The organism is Janthinobacterium sp. CG_23.4, from assembly GCF_029892305.1.
GTDB lineage: Bacteria > Pseudomonadota > Gammaproteobacteria > Burkholderiales > Burkholderiaceae_D > Janthinobacterium > Janthinobacterium lividum_D.
This window is the reverse complement of sequence record NZ_JARXUX010000001.1, coordinates 609,060-633,830: the sequence shown is the minus strand read 5'-3', so window position 1 is coordinate 633,830 and position 24,771 is coordinate 609,060. Positions and strand designations below refer to the sequence as shown.

The 24,771-nt window shown below is 59.5% G+C and carries 28 protein-coding genes; 9 read left to right on the top strand and 19 right to left on the bottom strand.

Going from position 1 to position 24,771, the window contains the following annotated elements:
• Nucleotides 1–14: 14 nt before the first annotated feature.
• The 4 genes from ftsY (at nt 15) to rpoH (ending at nt 4,126) form a co-directional block, all read left to right on the top strand.
• Nucleotides 15–1,073: a signal recognition particle-docking protein FtsY gene (ftsY, locus tag H4V96_RS02870; RefSeq protein WP_196856239.1), complete on the top strand. Its 1,059-nt coding sequence runs from the start codon at nt 15–17 to the stop codon at nt 1,071–1,073.
• A gap of 8 nt (nt 1,074–1,081) precedes the next feature.
• A complete protein-coding gene (locus H4V96_RS02865) occupies nt 1,082–1,825 on the top strand; it encodes an ATP-binding cassette domain-containing protein (RefSeq protein ID WP_010394898.1) in 744 nt (247 codons plus the stop codon).
• A complete protein-coding gene (ftsX, locus tag H4V96_RS02860) occupies nt 1,822–2,742 on the top strand; it encodes a permease-like cell division protein FtsX (protein WP_010394896.1) in 921 nt (306 codons plus the stop codon). Before H4V96_RS02865 ends, ftsX begins: the two co-directional genes overlap by 4 nt.
• Before the next feature lie 484 nt (nt 2,743–3,226).
• Nucleotides 3,227–4,126, top strand: coding sequence for an RNA polymerase sigma factor RpoH (gene rpoH, locus H4V96_RS02855; RefSeq protein WP_029496152.1), 900 nt, complete (start codon nt 3,227–3,229; stop codon nt 4,124–4,126).
• Nucleotides 4,127–4,216: 90 nt separating this feature from the next.
• On the opposite strand, the gene H4V96_RS02850 is transcribed toward rpoH, so the two are convergent.
• Nucleotides 4,217–4,483 (bottom strand): hypothetical protein, encoded by a 267-nt coding sequence (locus H4V96_RS02850; RefSeq protein ID WP_010394892.1) that lies wholly within the window; start codon nt 4,481–4,483, stop codon nt 4,217–4,219.
• Between the two features lie 173 nt (nt 4,484–4,656).
• On the opposite strand from H4V96_RS02850, the gene H4V96_RS02845 reads away from it, so the two are divergent.
• Nucleotides 4,657–5,121, top strand: coding sequence for a hypothetical protein (locus H4V96_RS02845; RefSeq protein ID WP_196856240.1), 465 nt, complete (start codon nt 4,657–4,659; stop codon nt 5,119–5,121).
• Between the two features lie 186 nt (nt 5,122–5,307).
• Here H4V96_RS02845 and H4V96_RS02840 read toward each other — a convergent pair whose 3' ends face one another.
• From H4V96_RS02840 to H4V96_RS02820, 5 genes are all read right to left on the bottom strand, one after another.
• A complete protein-coding gene (locus tag H4V96_RS02840) occupies nt 5,308–5,526 on the bottom strand; it encodes a hypothetical protein (RefSeq protein ID WP_010394888.1) in 219 nt (72 codons plus the stop codon).
• A 204-nt stretch (nt 5,527–5,730) separates the two neighbouring features.
• Nucleotides 5,731–6,312: a TerD family protein gene (locus H4V96_RS02835; protein ID WP_010394886.1), complete on the bottom strand. Its 582-nt coding sequence runs from the start codon at nt 6,310–6,312 to the stop codon at nt 5,731–5,733.
• A 39-nt stretch (nt 6,313–6,351) separates the two neighbouring features.
• The gene (locus H4V96_RS02830) at nt 6,352–7,059 is read right to left on the bottom strand and encodes a TIGR00266 family protein (RefSeq protein ID WP_010394883.1); all 708 of its coding nucleotides are present in this window, start codon (nt 7,057–7,059) and stop codon (nt 6,352–6,354) included.
• 68 nt (nt 7,060–7,127) lie between these two features.
• Complete coding sequence (locus tag H4V96_RS02825) at nt 7,128–7,703, bottom strand: TerD family protein (RefSeq protein WP_010394880.1); 576 nt, start codon at nt 7,701–7,703, stop codon at nt 7,128–7,130.
• 143 nt (nt 7,704–7,846) lie between these two features.
• Complete coding sequence (locus tag H4V96_RS02820) at nt 7,847–8,926, bottom strand: DUF475 domain-containing protein (protein WP_029496151.1); 1,080 nt, start codon at nt 8,924–8,926, stop codon at nt 7,847–7,849.
• 116 nt (nt 8,927–9,042) lie between these two features.
• On the opposite strand from H4V96_RS02820, the gene nhaR reads away from it, so the two are divergent.
• The 3 genes from nhaR (at nt 9,043) to H4V96_RS02805 (ending at nt 12,875) form a co-directional block, all read left to right on the top strand.
• Nucleotides 9,043–9,957 (top strand): transcriptional activator NhaR, encoded by a 915-nt coding sequence (nhaR, locus tag H4V96_RS02815; protein ID WP_010394875.1) that lies wholly within the window; start codon nt 9,043–9,045, stop codon nt 9,955–9,957.
• A gap of 124 nt (nt 9,958–10,081) precedes the next feature.
• On the top strand, nt 10,082–11,416 hold the full coding sequence (locus H4V96_RS02810) for an MFS transporter (protein ID WP_196856241.1): 1,335 nt from the start codon (nt 10,082–10,084) through the stop codon (nt 11,414–11,416).
• 118 nt (nt 11,417–11,534) lie between these two features.
• Nucleotides 11,535–12,875, top strand: coding sequence for a hemolysin family protein (locus tag H4V96_RS02805; RefSeq protein ID WP_029496150.1), 1,341 nt, complete (start codon nt 11,535–11,537; stop codon nt 12,873–12,875).
• Here H4V96_RS02805 and H4V96_RS02800 read toward each other — a convergent pair whose 3' ends face one another.
• Genes H4V96_RS02800 through H4V96_RS02775 form a run of 6 tightly spaced genes read right to left on the bottom strand, consistent with a single transcriptional unit; the run spans nt 12,876 to nt 17,995 of the window.
• On the bottom strand, nt 12,876–13,952 hold the full coding sequence (locus tag H4V96_RS02800; protein WP_196856242.1) for an AI-2E family transporter: 1,077 nt from the start codon (nt 13,950–13,952) through the stop codon (nt 12,876–12,878).
• Between the two features lie 42 nt (nt 13,953–13,994).
• A complete protein-coding gene (locus H4V96_RS02795) occupies nt 13,995–14,588 on the bottom strand; it encodes an SCO family protein (RefSeq protein WP_196856243.1) in 594 nt (197 codons plus the stop codon).
• The gene (gene cyoE / locus H4V96_RS02790) at nt 14,585–15,484 is read right to left on the bottom strand and encodes a heme o synthase (protein ID WP_010394865.1); all 900 of its coding nucleotides are present in this window, start codon (nt 15,482–15,484) and stop codon (nt 14,585–14,587) included. Before cyoE ends, H4V96_RS02795 begins: the two co-directional genes overlap by 4 nt.
• A complete protein-coding gene (locus H4V96_RS02785; RefSeq protein WP_196856264.1) occupies nt 15,485–16,654 on the bottom strand; it encodes a COX15/CtaA family protein in 1,170 nt (389 codons plus the stop codon). It abuts the gene before it with no gap.
• Between the two features lie 17 nt (nt 16,655–16,671).
• The gene (locus H4V96_RS02780) at nt 16,672–17,277 is read right to left on the bottom strand and encodes a cytochrome C oxidase subunit I (protein ID WP_070345789.1); all 606 of its coding nucleotides are present in this window, start codon (nt 17,275–17,277) and stop codon (nt 16,672–16,674) included.
• Between the two features lie 4 nt (nt 17,278–17,281).
• Complete coding sequence (locus H4V96_RS02775) at nt 17,282–17,995, bottom strand: SURF1 family protein (RefSeq protein WP_348533188.1); 714 nt, start codon at nt 17,993–17,995, stop codon at nt 17,282–17,284.
• A gap of 78 nt (nt 17,996–18,073) precedes the next feature.
• On the opposite strand from H4V96_RS02775, the gene H4V96_RS02770 reads away from it, so the two are divergent.
• On the top strand, nt 18,074–18,274 hold the full coding sequence (locus H4V96_RS02770; RefSeq protein ID WP_010394856.1) for a twin transmembrane helix small protein: 201 nt from the start codon (nt 18,074–18,076) through the stop codon (nt 18,272–18,274).
• A gap of 197 nt (nt 18,275–18,471) precedes the next feature.
• Here H4V96_RS02770 and H4V96_RS02765 read toward each other — a convergent pair whose 3' ends face one another.
• The 7 genes from H4V96_RS02765 to H4V96_RS02735 form a co-directional block, all read right to left on the bottom strand.
• Entirely contained in the window at nt 18,472–19,332 is an 861-nt protein-coding gene (locus H4V96_RS02765; RefSeq protein WP_010394854.1) for a cytochrome c oxidase subunit 3, read from the bottom strand.
• A gap of 43 nt (nt 19,333–19,375) precedes the next feature.
• Nucleotides 19,376–19,579, bottom strand: a complete 204-nt coding sequence (locus tag H4V96_RS02760) for a DUF2970 domain-containing protein (protein ID WP_010394851.1) — start codon at nt 19,577–19,579, stop codon at nt 19,376–19,378.
• Between the two features lie 9 nt (nt 19,580–19,588).
• Nucleotides 19,589–20,161 (bottom strand): cytochrome c oxidase assembly protein, encoded by a 573-nt coding sequence (locus H4V96_RS02755; protein ID WP_010394849.1) that lies wholly within the window; start codon nt 20,159–20,161, stop codon nt 19,589–19,591.
• 1 nt (nt 20,162) lies between these two features.
• Nucleotides 20,163–20,279, bottom strand: a complete 117-nt coding sequence (locus tag H4V96_RS02750) for a cytochrome oxidase small assembly protein (RefSeq protein WP_222838417.1) — start codon at nt 20,277–20,279, stop codon at nt 20,163–20,165.
• A gap of 68 nt (nt 20,280–20,347) precedes the next feature.
• Nucleotides 20,348–21,940: a cytochrome c oxidase subunit I gene (gene ctaD, locus H4V96_RS02745; protein ID WP_070345790.1), complete on the bottom strand. Its 1,593-nt coding sequence runs from the start codon at nt 21,938–21,940 to the stop codon at nt 20,348–20,350.
• Nucleotides 21,941–21,953: 13 nt separating this feature from the next.
• Complete coding sequence (gene coxB, locus H4V96_RS02740; RefSeq protein ID WP_029496147.1) at nt 21,954–23,162, bottom strand: cytochrome c oxidase subunit II; 1,209 nt, start codon at nt 23,160–23,162, stop codon at nt 21,954–21,956.
• Nucleotides 23,163–23,661: 499 nt separating this feature from the next.
• A complete protein-coding gene (locus H4V96_RS02735; RefSeq protein ID WP_029496146.1) occupies nt 23,662–24,585 on the bottom strand; it encodes a methyltransferase domain-containing protein in 924 nt (307 codons plus the stop codon).
• Nucleotides 24,586–24,771: the final 186 nt, after the last annotated feature.

Sequence of the window (24,771 nt, the reverse complement as noted above, 5' to 3'; positions counted from 1 at the left end):
GCCACCACACATCCATGTTTAGTTTCTTCAAGAAAAAACCCGTCACTCCCGAGGCTGCGCCAGCCGAGCCCCTCGTTCTTCCTGCCACCACGCCGCCTGCCGCGCAGCCGGGCGCTGCTCCCCTGAGCGGCGCGCCGGCCGAGCTCGTGCCCGTGATCGTGGCCGCTGAACCCGAGAAAAAATCGTGGATGACGCGCCTGAAGGCCGGCCTGTCGAAAACCTCGAACACCTTATCCGTGCTGTTCGTCGGCGCGAAGATCGACGACGCGCTGTACGAAGAGCTGGAAGCGGCGCTGCTGATGTCCGACGCGGGCATCGACGCCACCGAATTCTTGCTGACGGCATTGAAGAAAAAGGTCAAGGAAGACAAGCTGCTCGACGCCGCCGCCGTCAAGGCCGCGCTGAAGGTGCTGTTGATCGACCTCTTGAGCCCGCTGGAAAAACGCTTCGAGCTGGGCCGCCACAAGCCGCTGGTGATGATGATTTCGGGCGTGAATGGCGCCGGCAAGACCACTACCATCGGCAAGCTGGCCAAGCACATGCAGTCAAATAATCAATCCGTGCTGCTGGCCGCGGGCGACACCTTCCGCGCCGCCGCGCGCGAACAATTGATGGTCTGGGGCGAGCGCAACAACGTCACCGTCATCTCGCAAGAATCGGGCGACCCGGCCGCCGTGGCCTACGACTCGGTGCAATCGGCGAAAGCGCGCGGCATCGACGTGGTCATGGTCGACACGGCAGGGCGCTTGCCGACACAGTTACACTTGATGGAAGAATTGAAGAAAATCAAGCGTGTGATCGGCAAAGGCATGGACGGTGCGCCGCATGAAATACTGCTCGTCATCGATGGCAATACGGGGCAGAACGCGTTGACACAAGTCAAGGCCTTCGACGATGCCCTGCAGCTGAGCGGCCTGGTGATCACCAAGCTGGACGGGACCGCCAAGGGCGGCGTGCTGGCGGCGATTGCCCGCGTGCGCCCGGTGCCTGTGTATTTCATCGGCATCGGTGAGAAAATTGAAGACTTGCAGCCTTTCGTGGCTGCCGAATTTGTCGAAGCGCTGCTCGGATAAGCCTATACATGATTGAATTTCAGCACGTCTCCAAGCAATACTCTTCCGACGCCGTGGCGCTCAGCGACATTTCGCTGAGTATTGCCAAAGGCGAGCTGGTCTTCCTGGCCGGCCCGTCCGGCGCCGGCAAGTCAACCCTGCTGAAAATGATCGCCGCCATGGAACGCCCCAGCTCGGGCAAGCTGATCGTCAATGGCCAGGACATGGCCAAGATCAAGCCAGCGGGCGTTCCCTTCCTGCGCCGCAACATGGGCCTGATCTTCCAGCAGCAAAAATTATTGAACGACCGCTCCATCCTGGCCAACGTGATGCTGCCGCTGCTGGTCGTGGGCGCACACAAGGCGGCCGCCGAGCAGCGCGCGCGCGCGGCCCTTGACAAGGTGGGCCTGCTGGACCGCGCCATGGCGCGCCCCCTGTCGCTGTCGGGCGGCGAACAGCAGCGCGTCTCGATCGCGCGCGCCATCGTCAACCGGCCACAGATCATCCTGGCCGACGAACCGACGGCCAACCTCGACCGCGCCAGCGCCAACAAGGTGCTCGACGCCCTGAAAGCGTTTCATTCGGTGGGCGTGACCTGCCTCATTTCCAGCCATGACGAACAGATGCTCGACGCCGCCGCCCGCGTGATCCACTTGAAAAACGGCCAGCTGGTAGCCATCGACAAGGCCACGCAGGCGCCCGTCTTCGCACCGCCCGATCCCGATTTCGCACCGCCCCTCAACCCGGACGACGCACAGGGAGAGCAGGCATGAGAGGCTGGTTCCGTCAACACCGCTTTGCGCTCGGCTCGGCGCTGATCCATTTGCGCAAGTCGCCGGGCGGCTTTTTGTTGAACGTCGTCGTCGTTGCCATCGCCCTGTCGCTGCCATTCGCCGGCTTGACCATGCTCGACAATGTGCGCCCCATGTCGGAACAAATGTCGGTCGACCCGGAAATCAGCGTTTTCTTGAAAATAAGCACACCGCGCGAACAAGCAGTGGCCCTGGCCAGCGCCATGCGCAAGATCGTCGGCGCGCAACAGGCGAAGATCGTCTTCATCCCGCGTGAACAGGCGCTCGACTCGCTAAAAAACAAGAATGGCCTGGCCGACGTGCTCAGCACCCTGGGTGACAATCCCCTACCCGACAGCTATGTGCTGAAGCTCGATGCGTTCGGCAGCGCCAGCGAAGCGCAGGATGTCGATGCGGTGGCAGAACAATTGCGCCACCTGCCATTCGTGGAGTCGGCGCAAGTCGATTCGGCCTGGGTCAAGCGCCTGGCAGCCCTGCTGGGCGTGCTGCGCCTGGTATTGTTGCTGCTCGCCATTACCCTGGGTGTGGCCGTGATCGCCGTCGTCTTCAATACCATCCGCCTGCAAGTGATGCAGCAGCGCGATGAAATCAGCATCTCGAAATTGATCGGCGCCACCGATACCTTCATCCACCGCCCCTTCTATTACACGGGCGCCCTGCTGGGCCTGTGCGCCGGTGCGCTGGCCCTGGGCGCCGTGGCGCTTGCGTTGCAGCCACTCAATAGTGCGATCGCCGAATTTGCCCGCCTGTATGCGTCCGAATTCCAGTTGGTGCCGCTGGCACCGCTGCCGATGGCCGGCTTGCTGGCCGTCAGCGCCGGCCTGGGCCTGATCGGCGCCTTCCTCTGCGTGCAGCGCCATCTGGCGCGCCTGAACTGACCTGCCCTTCCATGGCGGCGCCGCTGGCGCCGCCATGCGTCACAGCGCCACTTGTCGGGCGCTATCCGATACGCTAATTATCTTGATGTTTAGCAAGTATTATTAAGCTACTCTTCAGCTTGCGACCGTAGACTAGCCCTGTTGTCGCCAAGCGCCGTGCGGCCCTTTCAGGCGCGTCCGAAAGGGCGCATACTAAGGTGGTCAAGCGCCCTGGGGGCGCCTTTTGTAAAAATTATTGGCCGATGAATCGTCATAGCATTTAGGCTATCGGGATGATTAAAAGTGCTGATTGGCACTCTCAAGCAGAGAGTGCTAATATAAGCACATACCAAGCGCAGAACCGCCATCAGCCCCATCAGCGCCAGATATAGGTGGCGCCACGATCCGCAAAGTACAAGACCGAATACGCAAAACTGAACAGACAATCGGGCCATGTCGCGTGACATGGCCGACTGGAACAAAGCAAGACTACGAGGGAGAAAGCATGACTATGATGTCCGCAACGTCCGCATTGGTTCCGACCAAAAATAATGCACTGGGCCTCGGCTTCACTGGCAATCTGGGCAATATCGACGCCTATATCTCGGCCGTGAACCGCCTGCCCATGTTGACCCACGACGAAGAAATTTCGCTGGCAAAACGCTTGCGCGAAAAAAATGACTTGGCTGCCGCGCAAGAACTGGTGCTGTCGCACCTGCGCCTGGTGGTCTCGATTGCGCGTGGCTACCTGGGCTATGGCTTGCCACACGCCGACCTGATTCAAGAAGGTAATATCGGCTTGATGAAAGCCGTAAAGCGCTTCGACCCGGACCAGGGCGTGCGCCTGGTATCGTACGCCATGCACTGGGTGAAAGCCGAGATGCACGAGTACATCCTGAAAAACTGGCGTCTGGTCAAGGTGGCAACGACGAAGGCACAACGCAAACTGTTCTTCAACCTGCGTAGCCACAAGACGGGCCTCGATGCGATGACGCCCAAACAGATCGATGCACTGGCCAAGCTGCTCGACGTCAAGCGCGAAGAAGTGATCGAGATGGAAACGCGCTTGAGCGGCCGCGATATCGCCCTGGAATCGCCGACCGACGATGAAGACGACAAGTTCTCGCCAATCGCCTACCTGGCGTCGGAACACAGCGAGCCGACCAAGGTACTGGAAGCGAAACAGGTGACGCGCCTGCAATCGGAAGGCCTGGAAACGGCACTGTCGAAGCTCGACGCCCGTTCGCGCCGCATCATCGAAGCGCGCTGGCTGGCCAACGACGATGGTTCTGGCGCCACCCTGCATGCTTTGGCAGAAGAATTCGGCGTATCGGCCGAGCGCATCCGCCAGATCGAAGTGGCGGCGCTGAAAAAAATGAAGGGCGCGCTGGCCGCCTACGTGTAAGCACAAGCAATGCCGCAATGCAAAAGGCGCCGCAAGGCGCCTTTTAGTTTTATGACTTGATGTTTATCAACAGATAAACATGGCAGGCGATTAAGCTGCAGCCAGGCCCTTGAGCAAGGTTTCAGCGACCAGTTCATTCAGATCCGCATCGCGCTCCTTGGCCAGGGTCTGCAATTGCAAGACCAGATCGCTGTTCAGCTTGACGGCGAATGGCACCAGGCCCAGCGCCTGATCGCGCTTGCGCTGCTCGCGACGGTCGATGACCACCGCTTCCTTACCGAATGCACCGGCGCCGGGAACATTCATCTTTCCCATCAGTTTCTTGGCATCGCTTTTCGCCAGGGCAGTTTTTTTCATGGTTGTTTCCTGATTTTCAAAACAGCCATTCTACGCAGTAATCGGCGTGCCGCGTGGGCCGGCGCATCAATTCATTCGCCACGCGCCAATAGGGCGCCGCAGAAATATCATTTTAATATCATTATCCCATGCGTGGACGCCACGCCGGGGACGCTTTACCTGAAAGGAAAAACATGGCTTATTTAAGCGGCTCTGATCGTACCCTGCTGCTTCCGCTGCTGCTCTCCCTGCTGATCACCTGCCTGGCAATGCTGTCTGGCTGCGGCGCGGCTGGCAGCGCCGGCGAGGCGGAAAACACACCGCGTAGCGTCAGCCACGTGCTCTCGCCGGGCGAACAGTTTGCCATCACGGCCACCGATACCCTGAAACTGGAGCGTGTCAACGACAGCCGCTGCCGCAAGGGCGCCGTATGCGTGTGGAAAGGCTACGTCAGCTACAGCTTCAGTTTGCGCAACAGCGCGGGCGCCACGGATATCGTCTTGTCCGATTCCATGCCCGGTGCCGCCAGTTCCGTCAGCGTCCAGCACTTGACGTTCACGCTGCTCGACGTCGACCCGGCCACGCCGCCGGCGCTGAACGAGGCCGCGCCCACGTATCGGGTCAAAGTAAAAATTACGCAGGGCGCGCCCGCCGGCTAAACGCCAGGGCGCGCAGACTACCCCTCGAAGACAGGCAAACGCGCGTCCTCGGGTGTCAGCGCTATCTTCAGCAAAATGAAGCGGTGAAAGTGTTGTGTCGCATCGATATTTTTCCAGCTAAAAAAAATGACACGCACGATAACTCGTGAGTGTCATTAGCGCAAGGATTCCAAGCGCCCGGCTGATTTAGATCAACCGACTACGCCTGCGCATGTAGCTGCGGCTTAATGCACCTTCCAATTCCTGCTCCGTTTTATGCTGGTTCACCGTGTACAGGGCCCACAGGGCCGCCGGCACCCAGCCGATCACAGTGCACTGCAAGATCAAGGCGGCGGCACCGGCCAGCGGGCGCCCCAGCATAAAAAACGTGAGACACGGCAGTAGCAAGGCTATCAGCAATCGCATCACAACATACTCTCCTTCAATGTAGAGCAGCGGACAATGGCCGGTATCCGGTCCGTCCCCCGCCCGCTGCGTACTGCTCTTTAATAACGTCTGGCAAAATCGTCGCGAGCGTAGGCGAGTTGTGGCCGAGAAGCGCAGCTGTGCGTAGGCACAGTGAGCATCACAGGCCGCAAATCGCGGCGCGCAGCAGATTTGGCCTGACGTTTATAGATGCACAGCAATCTGCGGCATAAGGTCGTCGAAGGTGCGACCGTTGCCGTTTTCGCCGATGGCGTGCATCTTCCATTCGCCGTTATGGCGATACAACTTGGCCATGATCTGTGCCGTGTGGGAACCTTGCACAGACAGGTTGAAACGCGCGACTTCCTGGTTATTGCTGGCATTCAAGATGCGGCAATAGGCGTTTTCTACCTGCGCGAAGTTCTGGCCGGTAAAGCTGTTGACGGTGAAGACCAGGCTTTTCACATGCGCCGGCACGCTCGACAGATCAACATTGATCTGTTCGTCGTCGCCATCGCCTGCGCCCGTGCGGTTGTCGCCCGTATGAACGATGCTGCCGTCCTTGCTTTTCAGCTGGCGGAACCAGACGATATCGGACGTGCTCTTGTTCTCGTCGAACATGACGCACGAAGCGTCCAGGTCGACCGCTTCGGTCTTCGAACCGAAGCCAAGGAAACCCTTGGTCTTGACCGCATCCCATCCCAGGCCCATGGTGATACGGCTCAGGGTGGTACCAGCTTCTTTGTCCAGAGAAATCTTCTGGCCCTTGCTCAAATTGACAGACATACGCATTGCTCCTGTTTGTTTAATTGCATCAAGTACTAATTACGCCGGCTTGCTTTGTGTCCAGGCGAGGAAGGCTGCGCGGTTACGCGAGCACACGAGGATTTTCCCCGTGCCTGAAAATTTCAGCACCATGCCCTCGCCGCTGGTCTGGCTATTGATCAGATTGCCCAGAAAGCCACCGCTACTGCCGGTCGTCATGGAAATTTCATATTGCAGGCGGCTATCCCAGCATACGACGTGCGAGTTATCAATCACCACGTCCTTGCCAGGCGTCACTTCGAGTATCGACATGGCGCCAAAACCGGACACCGCCAATTGGCCGCTGCCTGCCGTCTCGGTGATGAAAAAACCACCGCTCTGGGCAAACAGCGCATTACCCAGGCTTTGCGTGCGCACCTTCAATTCCACGCCTGCACTGGCCGCCACGAAGGCGCCGTCACTGATCATGTATTGCTGGGCACCAAGCTCCTTGCCCACATCAAGCACCCGCATCGCGCCGGGCAAGGTGGGCGACAGCAGGCAATCGCCGTCGCCCCGCACGGCCTCGATATGCTGCTGAAAGAACGATTCGCCGTTGGCAAAGGTGCGCATCAGCGCAGCGCCGATGCCGCCCGTCATCTTGCCTTTCAGCTCAAGATTGGTTTCCATCATCACCATCGCGTTAGATTCGCAATAAATCTTCTCGCCCTTGGCCAGCGACACATGCAGAAACGGGTCGACGTCCCCGGTAATATTGAAAACTGGCATACCTATTCCTTCTTCAACTAGGTGATGATGGTGCCGGCCCGCACTGCGGACCGCCCTGACCCTACAACTTAAACGCCAACACCGAACGACGCTGCCAAAGGACCTAAACCGCCCTTGTAGCCCTGGCCGATGGCCTTGAATTTCCAATCGGCGCCATTGCGGTAGATTTCACCAAAGACCATGGCCGTTTCCGCCGAACCGTCTTCCGACAGGTCGAAGCGGGCGATTTCCGTGTTGCCGTTGGCGTTCACGCAACGCACGTACGCTTTGGACACCATACCAAAGTTTTGCTTGCGTGCCTCGGCATCGTGTATCGTCACGCAGACGGCAATCTTGTCGATCTCGGCTGGTACCTTGGCCAGGTCGACGATGACGGTTTCATCGTCGCCATCGCCGGCGCCGGTGGTGTTGTCGCCCGAGTGGGTGACGGAAGCGTCGCTCGATTTCAGGTTGTTGTAGAAAATCATGTCGACGTCGGCGCGTACCTTGCCGTCGGCCTTCAACAGGAACGCGGAACCGTCGATGTCGAACGCGGCGCCATCGGTGGCGCGGGCATCCCAGCCCAGGCCGATGATCATTTTCGACAGGCCAGGGGCTTCCTTGCTCAGGTTGACGTTGCCGCCTTTTTGCAGACTGATTGCCATGATGTATTTCTCCTATGTGAAATAAAGTCCAGCTAATGAAATAAATAACACCTGGCGCCCTCTACCGGCCTGGCTCCCCAGGCCGGCGGCGGCGCTTGCTACAACTTGCCGACAAACCGGTGTAGTCGTTTGCCGCGCATTCTTTACGCTACTGTTGCCTTGACGGCTTCCAGCGCTTGCGTCTTGCCCTCTTCGTGCGCCATCCTGCGCTTGTAACGGATCGACGACCATAGCGAGGCGAGAATGAAGGCCACCCCAATCAGACCCGTAAAGATCTCGGGAATGTGAAACTTCATGCTGGCCAACATGATTACGGCCAGGATACCGATCGCATAGTGCGCGCCGTGCTCCAGATAAACGAACTCGTCGAGTGTACCCTTGCGTACCAGGAATACCGTCATCGAACGCACAAACATCGCGCCGATAGCCAGGCCCAGCATGATGATCACGACATCCTTGGTGATGGCAAACGCGCCGATCACGCCATCAAAGCTGAACGAGGCGTCGAGCACTTCCAGGTACAGGAAGCCGCCAATACCGCCGCGCTTGACGATGTCGCCCACGTTGCCGTTGCCGTTATCACCTTCCAGCAAGCCGCTGACCACATCGACGCCGACGTAAGTGAGGATGCCCCACAGGCCAGCCGTCAAGACCACCAGCTTCTGGCCTTCTTCGATCATCGACAGGCTGGCCATCAGGGTGCCCAGTGCGATCATCACGGAAAGCGAGGAAATTTTGCCCAGCGCGCCCAGTTTCTCTTCAATACGGCCCAGCCAGTGCGTTTCTTTTTCCGAGTCCAGCAGGAAGTTCAGGAAGACCAGCAACAGGAAAATGCCGCCAAAGGCCGCCACTTCCGCATGGTGGTTCGTCAGGTGCATCGAATACTCTTCCGGATTGCTCAGTGCCAGATTCCATACTTCCAGCAAGCCCAGGTCGGCCGCTTGCGCCACGATGACCAGCGGGAACAACAGGCGCATGCCGAACACGGCGATGATGATGCCAACGCCCAGGAACAAGCCCTGCCAGAACTTGTCCCAGTTCTTCAGCACCGAAGCGTTGACCACCGCATTGTCGAACGACAGCGACACTTCCATCACGCCCAGGATCACCGCGATACCGAGCGCTGCCAGCATCGTTTGCACGCCACCGTGCGTGTAACCCCACCAGGCGGATATGCCCAGGCAGATAAATGTCACTAGAAATGACACTCTGAAATGCTTCATCGATAGTTCCCTTTATCTCAATTCAATGGAAGCTAGTATAGGGATGTGTGTAACATTTAAAAATAGAAGATAATGGAAGTGTTACTTCGCAAAAACAGAAGATAGAGAGTACAGCGATGAAAACCACCGGTTTCAATTACCGCCATTTGTATTTCTTTTGGGTAGTCGCCAAGGAAGGCGGCGTGACGCGCGCGGCTGAACGGCTGGGCTTAGCCGTGCAAACCATCAGCACCCAGCTGGCCCTACTGGAAAAGGAACTGGGTAAATCCCTGCTGCAGCCGCAGGGGCGGCGTTTGGTGCCGACGGAAGCGGGCCGCCTGGCGCTCGGCTATGCGGACCAGATTTTTTTGCTCGGCGAACAGATGCAGGAAGCGCTGGCCGATGCGGACGCGGAAAAGATGCGCCTGACGGTGGGTATTTCCGATTCCCTGCCGAAACTGATGGCCTATCGCATGCTCGACGCCACGCGCAGCCTGGAGCAGCCCGTCAAGCTGGTGTGCCTGGAAGATGAATTCGAGTCCCTGCTGGCCGACCTGGCACTGCACAAGCTGGACCTGGTGCTGACGGACCGCGCCGTGCCGGCCGGCGCCAGCCTGCGCGTGTCGAGCCACCTGTGGGGCGAAAGCGCCATGAAGCTGTTCGCCACGCCCGCGCTGGCCGCACAATACCGCGAAAATTTCCCGCACAGCCTGCACGGCGCGCCATTTTTACTGCCGGCGCGCAATAACGCCCTGCGCGGGCGCATCGATGAATGGATGGTGCAGCAAGGCGTACGCCCCGACGTGGTCGGTGAATTCGAGGACAACGCCATGCTTAACGCGTTTGGCCGCAAGGGCCTGGGCCTGTTCTTCGCCTCGGCCAGCCTGGCAGCCGACATCGAGGAACAGTTCGGCGCCGTGCTGGTGGGCGACGCCTCATCCCTGCGCGAACAATTTTACGTCATCTCGAACGAGCGCAAGATCATGCACCCGGCGCTGGATGTGATCCTGGCCGCCATCCAGAGTCGCCCCAGGATTCACAAGGAAATCTGATAAATCCATTCGAAAATAACGTTTGAATAATTAATCAAAAGCGATTGTAATGAAGCCTGCAACAAACACGCGCCCTTCCCTCGACGGCAGGGCGCGACCACCATAAAAAAACAGGAGCAGCAGCATGTCCACGGCAGGCAAGACCATCGATATTCCCGATCTCATCAATAACAACAAGATCGGCTCCTTCCAGGTCGGCATGCTGATCCTGTGCGGCCTGTGCGTCATCATGGATGGCTTCGACGTACAAGCGATGGGCTATGTGGCGCCCGCCATCATTGCCGACTGGCACGTCAGCAAGGCCAACCTGGGCCCCGTCTTTGGCGCGGGCTTGCTGGGCATGCTGGTCGGCTCGCTCGTCTTCAGTATCACGGCCGACAAGTTCGGCCGCCGCCCGGTGCTGATCGGCTCGACTATTTTCTTTTCGCTATGCATGCTCGTCACGCCGCTGGCCACCAACATTGAACAATTACAGCTGATCCGTTTCATCACGGGACTGGGCCTGGGCGCCGTGATGCCGAACGCCATGGCGCTGGCCGGCGAATACAGCCCGCTGCGCAAGAAAGTCACCCTGATGATGCTGGTGTCCTGCGGTTTTACCCTGGGCGCCGTGCTGGGCGGCTTGCTGTCCGCTGCGCTGATTCCCGCATTCGGCTGGCAATCCGTGTTCTACGTGGGCGGCGTGGTGCCGCTGATCATCGGCGTGCTGATGTTCTTCCTGCTGCCGGAATCGATGCAATTCCTGGTATTGAAGAAACGCAAGCTCGACAAGGTGGCGCAATGGCTGAAACGCATCGACCCGACGCTGAGCATCACGGCCGAGACCCAGTGTGTCGTGCATGAAAAGGAACACAAGGGCGCGCCCGTGCTGCAATTGTTTACGGGTGGTCGCGCCAAGATGACGATTTTGTTGTGGGTCATTAACTTCATGAACTTGCTGAATTTATATTTCCTGTCCAACTGGTTGCCGACCATCGCCAAGGAAGCGGGCCTGTCCACGGCCAACGCCGTGCTGGCCGGCACGGCCCTGCAAGTGGGCGGCACCATCGGCACCCTGGTCATGGGCCAGCTGATCGACCGCTCCAGCTTCCGCCGCGTACTGCTGCCCTGCTTCCTGGTCGCTGCCGTGGCAATTGCCCTGATCGGCCGTCCCGACGTGTCGCTGGCTTTCCTCTTCATCACGATTTTCATCGCCGGCTTTTGCGTGGTGGGCGGGCAGCCTGCCGTGAATGCCCTGGCGGCCAGCTACTATCCGACGACCCTGCGCTCGACGGGCATCGGCTGGAGCTTGGGCATCGGGCGCATCGGTTCCATCATCGGCCCCGTGCTCGGTGGCGAGCTGATCCGCCTGAACTGGCCTAACAGCACGATTTTCCTCGTCGTCGCCATCCCCGCCATCGTCTCGGCGGCCATGCTCTTTGTCATGCCCGGCGGGCAGCAAACGGCGGCCAAAGACTAAAGCAGCCTGAACAACCGAGCGCGCGCGCGCCGGCACGGGCGCGGCGCGCGGCTAAATTAGGCTATGCCGGCCTTCGTCGTTTAAGATGACGTTTTTACAGCCCATCTTCAGCGCCCCCATGCACAATGCCTTGCTAGTCCTGCTCGCCCTCTTCCTGGTCGCGCTGAACGGTTTTTTTGTTGCCGCCGAGTTTGGCATCGTCACCTTGCGCCGCACGCGCATCCGCGCCATCGCCAAGACACAAGGACTGCGCGGCCGCATCCTGTCCAAGGTGCATGGCCAGCTGGACGCCTACCTGTCAGCCTGCCAGCTGGGCATTACCCTGGCGTCGCTGGGCCTGGGCTGGGTCGGCGAACCGGCCTTTGCCGGCTTGCTCGAACCTGTGTTCGGCGCCATCGGCGTCACCTCGCAAGAGCTGATCCACGGCGTCTCGTTCGTCGTCGCCTTCAGCGTCATTTCCTTCCTGCACATCGTCGTGGGCGAACTGGCCCCCAAGTCGATGGCCATCCGCAACCCGGAAGCGGTCGGCCTGTGGTGCGCGATTCCCTTGTATGGTTTTTATTGGGCCATGTACCCTGCCATTTACCTGCTCAACGCCAGCGCCAACTGGGTGCTGCGCATGGCTGGTCTGTCCGGCAAGGGCGGCCACGATGCCCATTACTCGTCCGATGAATTGAAACTGATACTGCGCACCAGCCAGCCGGGCGAGAAATTCACGCGCGACGAGCGCAACATCCTGGCGCAATCGCTCGATTTCGAACAAATGACGGTGTCGGACTTGATGCGCCCGATCAATGAAGTGATCGCCCTGCACGCTTCGAGCACCTTGGAAGAAAACCTCGACACGGTGCTGCGCAACCGCTTCAGCCGCTACCCGTATTTCGACATGAATGAGGACGACGTGCTGGGCGTGGTGCACTTGAAAGACCTGTTCTTTGCCCAGCAGGCGGGCAAACCGATCACCTCGCTCACGCCCTTCCTGCGGCCCGTCGACATCATTTCTGCGCGCACACCGGCGCTGGAACTGTTCCGTCGCTTCCGCGACGGCGCGCCCCACTTCGCCCTGATCGGCGAAAAGGGCAAGCGCCCGCTGGGCTTTATCACCCTCGATAACTTGCTCGGCGCCATGGTTGGCGAAATCCGCGATGAATTCCGCCGCAATGAAAACGACTGGCTCAAGCAAAGCGACGGCACCCTGATCGGCAAGGCCAGCCTGCCCATCTTCTCACTCGAACGCATCCTCGGCATCGATATCGAAAATGAGGAACTGGGGCTCGATGACGTGGAATCGGTGGGCGGCTTGATCATGGTCAAGCTGGGGGACATTCCGAAGCAGGGCCAGCGCATCACTTTTGTCGACTTCGACATCGTCGTCAAGAAGATGAACGGACCGCGCATCGTGCTACTGAAGGTGATCCCCAAGCAGGAGCGCGATCTGGATGCAGATTTAAGGGACTGATTACTTCTTGCGCGTCAGCGTATCCTTGCCCTGCGGCACGCTGGTCTCGCCCAGGGTCCACGTTTGCAGCAGGCTGTACAACACCGCCAGCAGGGTCGGTCCGATAAAAATACCGACGAAGCCGAAGGCCAGCACGCCGCCCAGCACACCCAGCAGCACCAGCAGGAACGGCAGGCTGCTGCCGCGGCTGATCAAAATGGGCTTGACCACATTGTCCACGCCGCTGATCAGCAGCGCCCCCCACACCAGCATGAAAATGCCCCAGCCCGTCTGCCCGTCGTTCAACAGCCAGATGGCGGCGCCACCCCAGATCAAGGGCGGCCCCACGGGTATCAGCGAAAAGATGAAGGTGGCCACGCCCAGCAGCGCCACGGCTGGCACGCCGGCGATCAAGAAGCCCACTACGGCCACCAGCGCTTGTGCCAGCGCCGTACCCAGCAAGCCATACATCACGCCGCGCACGGTGCGGCTGATGGTCAGGCCCACGCCCGGCGCGCTGTCGCCGATGATGCGGCCGGCACCCGTCATCAGGGCACGACTCAGTTGCTGGCCGTCGCGGTAAAGGAAGAAGCTGACAAACACGGCCAGGCTGGTCTGCGCCAGGCCCGTGCCCAGCAAGATGCCGCCGGAAGCGAGGAAATGGCGCGCCGGTTCCAGCATGGTCTTACCCAAATTCAATAGTTCCTGGCGGTCTTCCAGCAAGCGCCGCACATAGCGATCAATGGTTTCGCCCACCACGGGAATGCTGGCCAGCCAGGCCGGTGGATGCAGGCCGCCCGATTCCAGTGCGACACGGATCTGCTCGTACACGCGCGAGACATTATCGGCCAGGTTGTAGGTCACGAGAGCCAGCGGCAGCACGATGACGAGGATCAGCGACACGGTCATGATGGCGGCCGCCCAGTTGCGCCGGCCTTTCAGGCGCTCAAGCAAAAGCACATACAAGGGCCAGCTGGAAATGCACACGCAGACGGCGAACAGCATGGCGGCCAGGAAGGGCCGCAAGACAAAAAAGCAGCCGATCAGCAAGAAGATGATGGCTGCCAGGCGGGCGTAAGGCTCGAAACGTTTATCCATGTACTGCAAATCCTGAAGATGGCGCCTGGTGGCGCGAGCGGATCAGGATAGCAGAAGTTTAAGATCGTGCGCGATAGTGGCAGGTTTTTCGCCGTGACGCACGAACAGGCGAATCTTGCCTTCGCGGTCGAATACATAGGTACCGGCCGTGTGATCGACCGTATAACTACGATCTGTTTCGCCCTCGACCTTGGCGTAATACACTTTGAATTCCTTGGCTACCTTGGCCGTCGCGGCGGCGTCGCCATACAGGCCGACAAAGCGCTGGTCGAACGCTGGCACGTACTGCGCCAGCAAGGCTTGCGTGTCGCGCTCGGGGTCGACGGTAACGAACAGCACTTGCACCTGCTGCGCCTGCGGGCCCATTTCCTGCATCACCTGCGCCATCTCGACCATGGTAGTGGGACACACGTCCGGGCATTGCGTGTAGCCGAAGAACATCAGCACCAGCTTGCCCTTGTAGTCGGCCAGTGTACGCGGCTGGCCCGTGTGGTCCGTCAGCGCGAACTGGCGCGCGTAGCCCAGGCCCGTCACATCCGTGTTCTTGAATGCCAGCTTGGCTGCGGCCGGCTTGCCGCAGCCGGCAAGGACGGCGACCAAGGTAACGGCCAACAACAGCATCAGGATTTTTTTCATGTTCCGAGCGGAATATAGTGGTCGACCAGCAAGGCCGCGAACAGCAATGCCAGATAAATGATGGAATACGTAAAGGCTTTGCGCGCGATCAAGTCCGTGTAGTGGCGGTACATCTTCCACGCGTAATACAGGAAACCGGCATTGAGCAGCACGGCCGACGCCAGGTAGATCAGGCCGCTCATGCGCACGGCAAAGGGCAGCAAGGTAGTGGCCGCCAGCGCGATCGAGTACAGCCAGACGTGGAACTGCGTGAATTTCAAGCCGTGCGTGATGGGCAGCATGGGCAAGCCCGAACGCGCGTAATCGTCGCGGCGGTACATGGCCAGGGCCCAGAAGTGCGGCGGCGTCCAGACGAAAATGATCAAGACCAGCAACCAGGCTTGCATCGGTACATCGTTGGCGACGGCGGCCCAGCCCAGCGCGGGCGGCATGGCGCCGGACAGGCCGCCGATGACGATATTTTGCGGCGTGGCCGGTTTCAGCAGCATGGTATAGATCAGGGCATAGCCGACGAAGGTGACAAAGGTCAGCCACATGGTGAGCGGGTTGACAAGGTTATACAGAATCGCCATGCCCAGGCCGCCGATCACCAGCGCAAACACCACCGTCTGCTTGACAGTGATGTCGCCCATGGCCATCGGACGGCGCGCCGTGCGGGCCATGCGCGCATCGATTTCGCGCTCGGCCAGGCAGTTGACGGCAAACGCGGCGCCGGCCAGCAGCCAAATGCCGAGGGTGCCAAACACCACCGCGCGCCAGTCAGGCAACTCGTCGCTGGCCAAGAACATGCCGATAACGGCGCAAAATACGGCCAGTTGCGTCACGCGGGGCTTGGTCAGCGCCCAGTACTGGGCGATGCGGGGGGAAGGTTTACGGCTGATGGTCTGAGTAGTCATTTATGCGATACGGGAAGGACTGGCTGGTGCCGTGGGCACTGTCGCGGGGGCGCAAGCAGATGTCCGCGCTACATCGAGTTGGAATTTAGCCTTGTAGTTTAACATGGTCAGCAACAACACGAGCAGCGCCGCGCCACCGTTATGCAGCACCGCAATCGACAGTGGCCAGCTCAGATAAATCGTCGCCAGGCCCGTGGCGACCTGCAAGGCCAGCACCAAGACCACCCAGCGCACCGTACCGCGCAAGGACGGCAGTTTCCATGCGCGCAACAGCGTATAGCCGACACCGGCCAGCACGACGAAGGCGAAATTGCGGTGTACCCAGTGGATGGCCGTCAGCGCGGAAAACGGCAGATAGTGGCCGGCAGCGGTCTTGCCCAGCTCGCGCCACAAATGGAAACCATGCTCGAAATCCATTTCCGGAATGACTTTGCCGCCGCACAGGGGGAAATCCATACAGGCCAGGGTGGCGTAGTTGGTGCTCACCCAGCCGCCCAGCGCGATCTGCAACGTCAACAGCGCGAGCGACATGACGGCCAGCGCCCGCACGGGGCGCAGCACGGCCACATCGGCATCGGCGCGCTGCAAGGGCTTGACGGCATTGTCCTGGCGCCCGCCCAGCCACGTCAACATGGCCAGCAAGCCCATGCCCAGCAACAGGTGGATGGTGACGATCACCGGTTGCAGCTTCAAGGTGACGGTCCAGGCACCGAAGGCGCCCTGCAGGCAGACAAAGAAGAAGAGCGCCGTCGGCAAAGCCGGAGCGAATTGTGCGCGTTTGCTTTTGCGCCACTGGCGCCACGCCTGCAGCAGCATCGCCACGATCAGCACGCCGATGGCCATGGCCAGGTAGCGGTGCGTCATTTCGATCCACGCTTTGACGACCGTCACGGGTCCCGTCGGCATCAGGGTTTGCGCCGCCACGATGTGCTCATGTGCGAGGAAAGGATTGGCAGAACCATAACATCCTGGCCAGTCGGGACAACCGAGGCCAGAATCGGACAGGCGCGTGAAGCCGCCAAACATGATCAAGTCCATCGTTAAAAAGACGGCAACCCACACCAGCTTGCGATATTTATTGGCGTCCGCAGACACCCAGACCATGGTCAATGGCAGCAGCGCCACCAGCAAGCCCGTCAAGCCCAGCTGGGCCAGCGCGGAAAAATTCATCATTGTCATACAGCTCCTTAACCAATCGCCGAAGCTTTGAGCAGCTTGGCAATGTCTTTCTTAATTTTGTTCGGGTCTGCGTCTTTCGGGAAGCGCATCATCAAATTTCCCAGCGGATCGATCAAGTACAGGTGGTCGCTACTGTGGCCACCGGGCGCCACCGGCAACCAAGCCTTCAGGGCGGCGCTATTCACGCGCAACATGCTGGTGCCGTCGAATTCGCGCATCACCAGTGTGTCAAGCGGCTGACCATCGGTCACCAGCCAGACCCGTTCCAGGCGCTCACGCTCCTTGCCCTGCATCAAGCGCAGTTGTTGCATGTCAAACAACTTTTTCTTGCATGCTTCCTGACAGTCGGATGGCCCCGTTTGCAGCAACACCCACTTGCCCCGCAATTGCGCCAGCGGCGCGGCCTTGCCGTCCAGTTCCGTCACCTGCAACGCCAGCTCGGGTATTGGGTGCAAACGGGGATCGATCAGGGCGCCATAGTTGTTGCGGCCCGTGGGCTTGATGATGTAATACGTGAAATACGAGGCGATGATGGGAAAAGCGCACACGGCCACCACGGCCAGCAGTTTCCAGCGCCCCGTGTTCTGTGCCTGCTTGTCTGGGTTGTCTTGCATTGCTTCACGCTTGTTTGTTTGCACGTCGAAATCCTGTAAAGACAAAAAATAGAAAAGCCATCAGTGCCAGTGCATACCACTGGAATGCGTAGCCGCGGTGCTTGTCGGCGCCCAGGTCGGGCGCTGGCCAGTCGCGCACGGGAAGCGCGCTGGCCACGATGGCTGTGGCACGAGCAACTGGGTCCACTGTTTGCTCGAAGAGTAAGGGCTGCAGGGCCAGAGCACTGGCCTGGGCCAGCTGGCCGATATCGGCATTTTGCACGATGGCGTGCGGCGCCAGGGCCGGTGCCTTACCCAGTTCCATCACATGGCCCGCGTTCAGACGCGCAATGCCATGTATCGTCAGCGTGCCCGTGGGCGTGGTGAAGTTGGGAATGCGCGTGCGCTCGGCATTGTTGCGCGGCAACCAGCCCTGCGCCACCAGCACGTGCATCTGCGAACCGTCGATCTGGAATGGCGTGAGCACGTGAAAACCGGCCTGCCCCTTGTAGGGGCGGTTGTCCAGGTACACCGTCCAGGCAGGCACGAAGCGGCCCGTGACGGTGACGCGGCGGTACTCGATAGCTTGCGCATCGGCCGCCAGCAGGGGGGCGGACGTCAATGCCAGGGGGGCGGCCAGATTGCCTGCCGCAAGCCGGGCGGCGCGGGCGATTTTGTCGTCGCCACGGCGCTGCTGCCATTGCGCCAGAGAAATACCCAGCGCCACCAGTAGCAGCATTACAACAAATGGAATCACCCTAAAATGGAAGCCGATACGCATTACAATAAAACCTCCTCAAGCCTGGCGTTACCATACATGAAAATCCTCGTTGCCATCGCCTTCATCCTGATTCTGGGCAGCCTGGGCTCGGCCCTGTTCTTCCTCATGCGCGACAAGGGCAAGAGCAATCGCACCGTGCATGCGCTGGCGCTGCGCGTGGGCTTGTCGATCACCATGTTTTTGCTGATACTGCTGGCGCACAAGCTGGGCTACATTCAGCCGACGGGAATACATTAAATGCTGGGGTCAGACCCGCGGGGGAATGCGCCTCAATGGGGCGGATTCCGATCCCGCAGGGACTGACCCCGGTGCTAACGACGTTGCTTGGTTAGCAAAATTCTTAAACTAAGAAAAAAGCCGTACCCAGGATCTCCCGGTACGGCTTTTTTCATGCTGCAGGCGCACCCTTCAACGGCGCGCGCCCGGCCCAGCCATTATAACCAATACACGACTACGTACAGGCCCAGCCAGACGACGTCGACAAAGTGCCAATACCAGGCGGCGCCTTCGAAGCCGAAGTGCTGATCGGGCGTGAAATGCCCCTTCAGCACGCGGTACAGGATGACGGACAACATGATGGCGCCCAGGGTCACGTGGAAGCCATGGAAGCCCGTCAGCATGAAGAAGGTGGCGCCGTAGATGCCGGACGTCAGTTTCAAATTCAGTTCGCTGTAGGCATGCATGTATTCATAGACCTGGAAGCCCATGAAGATGGCGCCCAGCACGATGGTGGCGAACAGGAACAGGGCCGTCATGGCGCGGTGGCCGGCGCGCAGCGCGTGGTGCGAGATGGTCAGGGTGACACCCGAAGTCAGCAGCAGGGCCGTATTGATGGTGGGAATCCAGAACGGCGTCATGGTGGTAAATTCCTGCACCGTGCCGGCCGGGCCCGTACTGCCCCACTGGGCGGCAAAATCGGGCCAGATCACCTTGTGGTCAAGATCGGCCAGCCACGGCATGGAAATGCTGCGGGCATAGAACAGGGCGCCGAAGAAGGCGGCGAAGAACATGACTTCAGAAAAGATGAACCAGCTCATGCTCCAGCGGAAGGAATGGTCGATGCGCTCGCTGTACAAGCCCTGTTCCGATTCGCTGATGGCGTCGCCAAACCAGAAGTACAGCACCAGCAGGATGCCGGCGATGCCCACGTAATTCACGTACGGGCCCCAGGCGACGTCGTTGACCCAGGCCGAGGCGCCTATCATGGCCAGCAGCAGGCTGGCACCGCCCAGCATGGGCCAGCGCGATGGGCCGGGCACGAAGTAATAAGGTACGGCGGCGTGGTTGGAACTCATCATCATCTCCTCAAAAACTTTACGGTGGTTTTTTTATAATTTATCAAACGACGAATTGAACAATTGAAATCAATATGCCGATCAGGCAAGCCACCGCCAGGAAGCCGGCGATGACGATATGCACAGGATTAAGCTTGGCCGAATCCGTGTCGAAATCGCTCTTGCGGCGCAGCCCCGTAAATGACCACACCACGGCCCGCAGCGAATACAGGAACGAGGCTTTTTCACGCTGCTTGGGTTCACCCATGCCACTCTCCTATTGGACTGCCGGCGTTTGAGCCTGGCTCAGACCGGCAATCTCGAAAAACGTGTAAGACAGGGTGATGGTTTTCACCTCTTTCGGCAGTGCTGGATCGAGGAAGAACACCACCGGCATTTGCCGCGCTTCGTGCGGTTTCAAGGTCTGCTGCTGGAAGCAGAAGCACTCGACCTTCTTGAAATGCGGCGTGGCGCTCTGCGGCGCGTAGCTGGGAATGGCTTGCGCGTTGACCACGCGGTTTTGTGTATTGACCACTTCATACATGACCGTCACCAGTTCGCCCGGGTGCACCTGCATGCTCGACACCGTCGGGCGGAAGCGCCATGGCCCCTGCGCATTGCCGTCGAACTCGACGGTGATGCTGCGCGTCGTATCGACCTGCGTATTGTTATCGTAGGCGACGGTGCCATCTTTTTGCGTCAGCACATTGATGCCCATCACTTCGCAAATCTGCTTGTAGACGGGAATCAAGGCATAGCCAAAACCAAACATCAGGATGGCAATGACGATCAGCTTGCCCAGCATCTTGCGGTTCAGGCCGCGTGTTTCCTGTTGCAGGGGCGTCGTCACGTCAGAGCCACATGCGCTTGACGAATACGGACACGAAGAAGAGGGCCGCCAGGGCCCCCAGTATCAAGCCCGTACGCAGGTTGTTCGGTTTCTTGCGCTCAGTTTTCACTTCGGTCATGGCAGACACTCTATTCAAAGGGGCCGGCAGCAGCGCCGGCCCGTGACACTGGCATCAATTAACAATGACTACTTGACGGTAGGCGGCGTTTCAAACGTGTGGAACGGCGCCGGGCTTGGCACAGTCCATTCCAGGCCTTCCGCGCCTTCCCATGGCTTTGCTGACGCCGCCTTGCCGCCGCGTATGGTCGGCAAGACCACGAAGAACAGGAAGTACACCTGCATCAGGCCAAAACCGAAGCCGCCGATCGAGGCGATCATATTGAAGTCCGTGAACTGCGCCGGATAGTCGGCGTAGCGACGCGGCATGCCGGCCAGGCCCAGGAAGTGCATCGGGAAGAAGGTCACGTTGAAGGTGATCAGCGACAGCCAGAAGTGGATCTTGCCGCGCGTTTCGTTGTACATGTGGCCGGTCCATTTCGGCGACCAGTAGTAGAAGCCGGCAAACAGGGCAAACAGCGAACCGGCCACCAGTACATAGTGGAAGTGCGCCACCACGTAATAGGTATCTTGCAGCTGGATATCGATCGGCGTCACGGCCAGGATCAGGCCCGTGAAGCCGCCCATGGTAAACACGAAGATGAAGCCGACCGAGAACAACATCGGCGTCTCGAACGTCATGGAACCCTTCCACATGGTGGCGATCCAGTTGAATACTTTCACGCCCGTCGGCACGGCGATCAGCATGGTCGCGTACATGAAGAACAGCTGGCTGGTCACCGGCATGCCGGTGGTAAACATGTGGTGCGCCCAGACGATGAAGGACAAAATCGCGATCGACGCCGTGGCATACACCATCGAGGCATAGCCGAACAGGGGCTTGCGGGCGAACGCGGGCAAGATCTGCGAGACGATGCCGAAGGCCGGCAAGATCATGATGTAGACCTCGGGATGGCCAAAGAACCAGAAGATATGCTGGTACATGACGGGGTCGCCGCCACCTGCAGCGTTAAAGAAGGAAGTGCCAAAATGGCGGTCCGTCAGCGTCATGGTGATGGCGCCAGCCAGCACGGGCATCACGGCGATCAAGAGATACGCGGTAATGAGCCAGGTCCAGCAGAACATCGGCATTTTCATCAGGGTCATGCCGGGAGCGCGCATGTTGAGGATGGTGACGATGATGTTGATCGAACCCATGATGGATGAAGCGCCCATCAGATGCATGGCAAAAATCGCCATGTCCATGCCAGGGCCCATCTGCGTCGACAGCGGCGCATACAGGGTCCAGCCGGCAGCCGTGGCGCCGCCCGGCACGAGGAAGGACGTGGCCAACAGCAGCGCAGCCGGCGGCAGCAGCCAGAAGGAGAAATTGTTCATGCGCGCAAAGGCCATGTCGGAGGCCCCCACTTGCAGCGGGATCATCCAGTTGGCATAGCCAACGAAGGCCGGCATGATGGCGCCAAACACCATCACCAAGCCGTGCATGGTGGTCAACTGGTTGAAAAATTCAGGGTGAAAGAATTGCAAGCCTGGTTGAAACAGTTCCGTACGTATCATCAAGGCCAGCACGCCGCCCGATAGCAGCATGATGAACGAGAACCACAGGTACAAGGTACCGATATCCTTGTGGTTGGTGGCAAACAGCCAGCGGCGGTAGCCAGTGGGGTGGTCGTGGTGATGGTCGTGACCGGCGTGGTCCAAGGTGCTAGTGCTCGTGCTCATGTACGGCTCCTCATTACTTGCGTGCAGCCGCGACTTCGGCTGGTTGAACGATGTTCTCTGCGGCCTTGTTCGACCAGGAATTGCGCGTGTAAGTGATCACTGCCGCAATTTCCGTGTCGGACAGCTGTTTCCAGGCTGGCATTTCAGCGGGGTACTTGCCGCTCTTTTGCCCGTTCAGCAAGACATGGATCTGTTCCGCTTTCGGACCGTTCACCAAGGCCGAGCCGTCGAGCGGCGCAAAGGCACCGGGCACGCCCTTGCCTGTCGCCTGGTGGCAGACCACGCAGTTGGCCGCATACACTTTCTCGCCCTTGACCTTCAATTCGTCGATGGTCCACACCTTGCTTGGATCATCAGCCAGTGCCGCCATTTCCTTTTGTTTTACCGCGACCCAGGCCTTGTAGTCATCGTTGGATACGACCTTGACGACGATGGGCATGAAGGCGTGTTCCTTGCCGCACAGCTCGGCGCAATTGCCGCGGAAGGTGCCAATATGGTCGGCCTTGAACCAGGTATCGCGCACGAAGCCGGGAATCGCATCCTGCTTCACGCCAAAGGCGGGCACGGACCAGGCGTGGATGACGTCGTTGGCCGTCAGCACCATGCGGATCTTCTTGTTGACCGGCACGACGACTTCGTTGTCGACTTCGATCAGGTAGTTTTCGCCCCGCTTTTCCGTCGCCGGCTGGCCTGGCGCGCCCACTTGCGCGCGCGGCGTGGCCAGGTTGGACAGGAAGGAAATACCTTCGCCCTCGCCTTTCAGGTAGTCATAGCCCCATTTCCACTGCATGCCGGTAGCCTTGATCGTGATATCGGCGTTCGAGGTATCCTTCATGCCCACCACGGTGCGCGTGGCAGGCAGGGCCATGCCGATGACGATCAGGAAAGGCACGACGGTCCAGGCGATCTCGACGGTAGTGCTTTCGTGGAAGGTAGCCGGCTTGTGGCCCAGGGACTTGCGGTGCTTGAAGATGGAATAAAACATGACGCCGAACACCGCCACGAAGATCACCAGGCAAATGATCATCATCCAGGTGTGCAAATCGTAGATTTCATGGGCGATCTGCGTCGCCGGTGGTTGCAGATTCATTTCAAACGGCACGGGACCGCCGGTGCCGGGATAGGTGCCCGCAGCAGGTGCCGCCGTGGCCCATCGCCCGATGCCAAACGCTGTCAAAGACAGCCCGAGCAGCAACGATTGAAGTCGCTTTGCATGTGTCATGTTTTCCCCAACCACCCAAAAAATAATGATATTTTAAACGGCTGCGGACTTCTCCGTACTGGACCGCTGCCGCTCCTCCATGAAAGCATCACGGCCAGAACACGGCCATATGCGTCAAGCACCAGCGAATCCCATGCTGGCTGCGGCAGCAAAAACGGCGGCGCGCAAGCATGCTGGAACCCTGTTTTTTTCCACACCTTGAAATAGCATCGCGCGGAACATGGTTACTATACTAATGCAGTAACTTCCAATAAGTCTTGCTTTGTTTTTTTTATTTTGTATGCAGCCCTTGTTTTTTACTGAGTAATCCTCGGGAAATTATTTGCTTGAGGTTACTTAGCAAGCTGACAAACAGTCAACGATTATAATCAAGTAAACTTCAATCCATCAAGCACTATACGGCTTTGTGCGCGCCCTTCTCCTGGCCGCCGCGCGCTTTGCAACGCTTGCTGTGGCATTCAAGCGCGGCGGCCGACCAAGTATCGGTTTCTTTGCCTTTTTATGTCGGCTTGCGCGGCAGGTCGAAACGGATGATCGCCTCGCCATTGCGCGTCACGCGTGGCGCGGGACGGAAGGCGTGGCCATAGATCACCTCGAAACTCAGGCCCAGCTTGCCGTCGGGACGGCGCGTTTTTTCCAGTGCGTCCAGCATGCGCTGCCAGGCCGCTTTGCCCATCAAGCCGCGCCGGCGCGTGGTGAGCGGGTTGCCGCCAAAGGCACGCACATCTGCCAGCAGTTTTTCCGCCGTAGCGTAGGTAACAGTGATGATCTCCATATCGAGCACGGGCGTGGAAAAGCCCGCCTCGACCAACATATCGCCAAAGTCATGCATGTCGACAAAAGGCAAGGCATGCGCAAACAAATCCGCCTCGGCAAAGGCGTCGCGCACTTCGCGCAACGTATCGGGGCCAAAACAGGAAAACATCAGCAAGCCATCGAGGCGCAAGGCGCGCCGCCATTCGGCAAACACGCGGTCGGGCTGGGCATGCCAGTGCAGCGCCAGATTGGACCACACGAGGTCGATGCTGCCCTGCGCCAGCGGCAAGTCGCCGAGGTCGCCGCACAACAAATCCACGCCTGCCTTGGCTGGCAGCAACTTACTGAGGAAGTGATTCAGGCTGGCCAGTTTCGAGGCTGGCGCCCGCGCCGCCTGCACCATCGCTTGCGCTGCATCGAGACCGATAATCTGCGCGGCGGGATAATCCTTTTGCAACTGCGCCAGGTCCGCACCGCAGCCGCAGCCTGCATCGAGCACACGCTGCGGCGTGATTTTCACCAACTCCAGGCGCTCGTGCATGCGCGTTGAGACTTCGCGGCGCAGGAAGTCCGACGGCGCGATGCGCGTCGGACGGGAAAAGAAATCGCGTACTTGCACCGCATCGATGGGCGCACTCATTTTGGGCGGAGTGGTGGGAACTGGCATGTTGAAACCGGTGAGGTGAGATAATGTCGGCAGTGTACATGGAACGACGCCATCGCGATGCGGACCGCCACCCAGCGCCGCCTTGATGCCGCATGGCAGGCACTGCACCGTTGGCTGGGCGCGACAGTACTGCCGGCACAGTGCGCGCTATGCGGCATCGGCTGCCCGGAGGTGCTGTGCGCACCG

Excerpts from the sequence above, each read along its gene's own strand:
- ftsY (WP_196856239.1), top strand. The coding sequence starts at position 15 with ATGTTTAGTTTCTTCAAGAAAAAACCCGTCACTCCCGAGGCTGCGCCA.
- H4V96_RS02865 (WP_010394898.1), top strand. The coding sequence starts at position 1,082 with ATGATTGAATTTCAGCACGTCTCCAAGCAATACTCTTCCGACGCCGTG.
- ftsX (WP_010394896.1), top strand. The coding sequence starts at position 1,822 with ATGAGAGGCTGGTTCCGTCAACACCGCTTTGCGCTCGGCTCGGCGCTG.
- rpoH (WP_029496152.1), top strand. The coding sequence starts at position 3,227 with ATGACTATGATGTCCGCAACGTCCGCATTGGTTCCGACCAAAAATAAT.
- H4V96_RS02850 (WP_010394892.1), bottom strand. The coding sequence starts at position 4,483 with ATGAAAAAAACTGCCCTGGCGAAAAGCGATGCCAAGAAACTGATGGGA.
- H4V96_RS02845 (WP_196856240.1), top strand. The coding sequence starts at position 4,657 with ATGGCTTATTTAAGCGGCTCTGATCGTACCCTGCTGCTTCCGCTGCTG.
- H4V96_RS02840 (WP_010394888.1), bottom strand. The coding sequence starts at position 5,526 with ATGCGATTGCTGATAGCCTTGCTACTGCCGTGTCTCACGTTTTTTATG.
- H4V96_RS02835 (WP_010394886.1), bottom strand. The coding sequence starts at position 6,312 with ATGTCTGTCAATTTGAGCAAGGGCCAGAAGATTTCTCTGGACAAAGAA.
- H4V96_RS02830 (WP_010394883.1), bottom strand. The coding sequence starts at position 7,059 with ATGCCAGTTTTCAATATTACCGGGGACGTCGACCCGTTTCTGCATGTG.
- H4V96_RS02825 (WP_010394880.1), bottom strand. The coding sequence starts at position 7,703 with ATGGCAATCAGTCTGCAAAAAGGCGGCAACGTCAACCTGAGCAAGGAA.
- H4V96_RS02820 (WP_029496151.1), bottom strand. The coding sequence starts at position 8,926 with ATGAAGCATTTCAGAGTGTCATTTCTAGTGACATTTATCTGCCTGGGC.
- nhaR (WP_010394875.1), top strand. The coding sequence starts at position 9,043 with ATGAAAACCACCGGTTTCAATTACCGCCATTTGTATTTCTTTTGGGTA.
- H4V96_RS02810 (WP_196856241.1), top strand. The coding sequence starts at position 10,082 with ATGTCCACGGCAGGCAAGACCATCGATATTCCCGATCTCATCAATAAC.
- H4V96_RS02805 (WP_029496150.1), top strand. The coding sequence starts at position 11,535 with ATGCACAATGCCTTGCTAGTCCTGCTCGCCCTCTTCCTGGTCGCGCTG.
- H4V96_RS02800 (WP_196856242.1), bottom strand. The coding sequence starts at position 13,952 with ATGGATAAACGTTTCGAGCCTTACGCCCGCCTGGCAGCCATCATCTTC.
- H4V96_RS02795 (WP_196856243.1), bottom strand. The coding sequence starts at position 14,588 with ATGAAAAAAATCCTGATGCTGTTGTTGGCCGTTACCTTGGTCGCCGTC.
- cyoE (WP_010394865.1), bottom strand. The coding sequence starts at position 15,484 with ATGACTACTCAGACCATCAGCCGTAAACCTTCCCCCCGCATCGCCCAG.
- H4V96_RS02785 (WP_196856264.1), bottom strand. The coding sequence starts at position 16,654 with ATGAATTTTTCCGCGCTGGCCCAGCTGGGCTTGACGGGCTTGCTGGTG.
- H4V96_RS02780 (WP_070345789.1), bottom strand. The coding sequence starts at position 17,277 with ATGCAAGACAACCCAGACAAGCAGGCACAGAACACGGGGCGCTGGAAA.
- H4V96_RS02775 (WP_348533188.1), bottom strand. The coding sequence starts at position 17,995 with ATGCTGCTACTGGTGGCGCTGGGTATTTCTCTGGCGCAATGGCAGCAG.
- H4V96_RS02770 (WP_010394856.1), top strand. The coding sequence starts at position 18,074 with ATGAAAATCCTCGTTGCCATCGCCTTCATCCTGATTCTGGGCAGCCTG.
- H4V96_RS02765 (WP_010394854.1), bottom strand. The coding sequence starts at position 19,332 with ATGAGTTCCAACCACGCCGCCGTACCTTATTACTTCGTGCCCGGCCCA.
- H4V96_RS02760 (WP_010394851.1), bottom strand. The coding sequence starts at position 19,579 with ATGGGTGAACCCAAGCAGCGTGAAAAAGCCTCGTTCCTGTATTCGCTG.
- H4V96_RS02750 (WP_222838417.1), bottom strand. The coding sequence starts at position 20,279 with ATGACCGAAGTGAAAACTGAGCGCAAGAAACCGAACAACCTGCGTACG.
- ctaD (WP_070345790.1), bottom strand. The coding sequence starts at position 21,940 with ATGAGCACGAGCACTAGCACCTTGGACCACGCCGGTCACGACCATCAC.
- coxB (WP_029496147.1), bottom strand. The coding sequence starts at position 23,162 with ATGACACATGCAAAGCGACTTCAATCGTTGCTGCTCGGGCTGTCTTTG.
- H4V96_RS02735 (WP_029496146.1), bottom strand. The coding sequence starts at position 24,585 with ATGCCAGTTCCCACCACTCCGCCCAAAATGAGTGCGCCCATCGATGCG.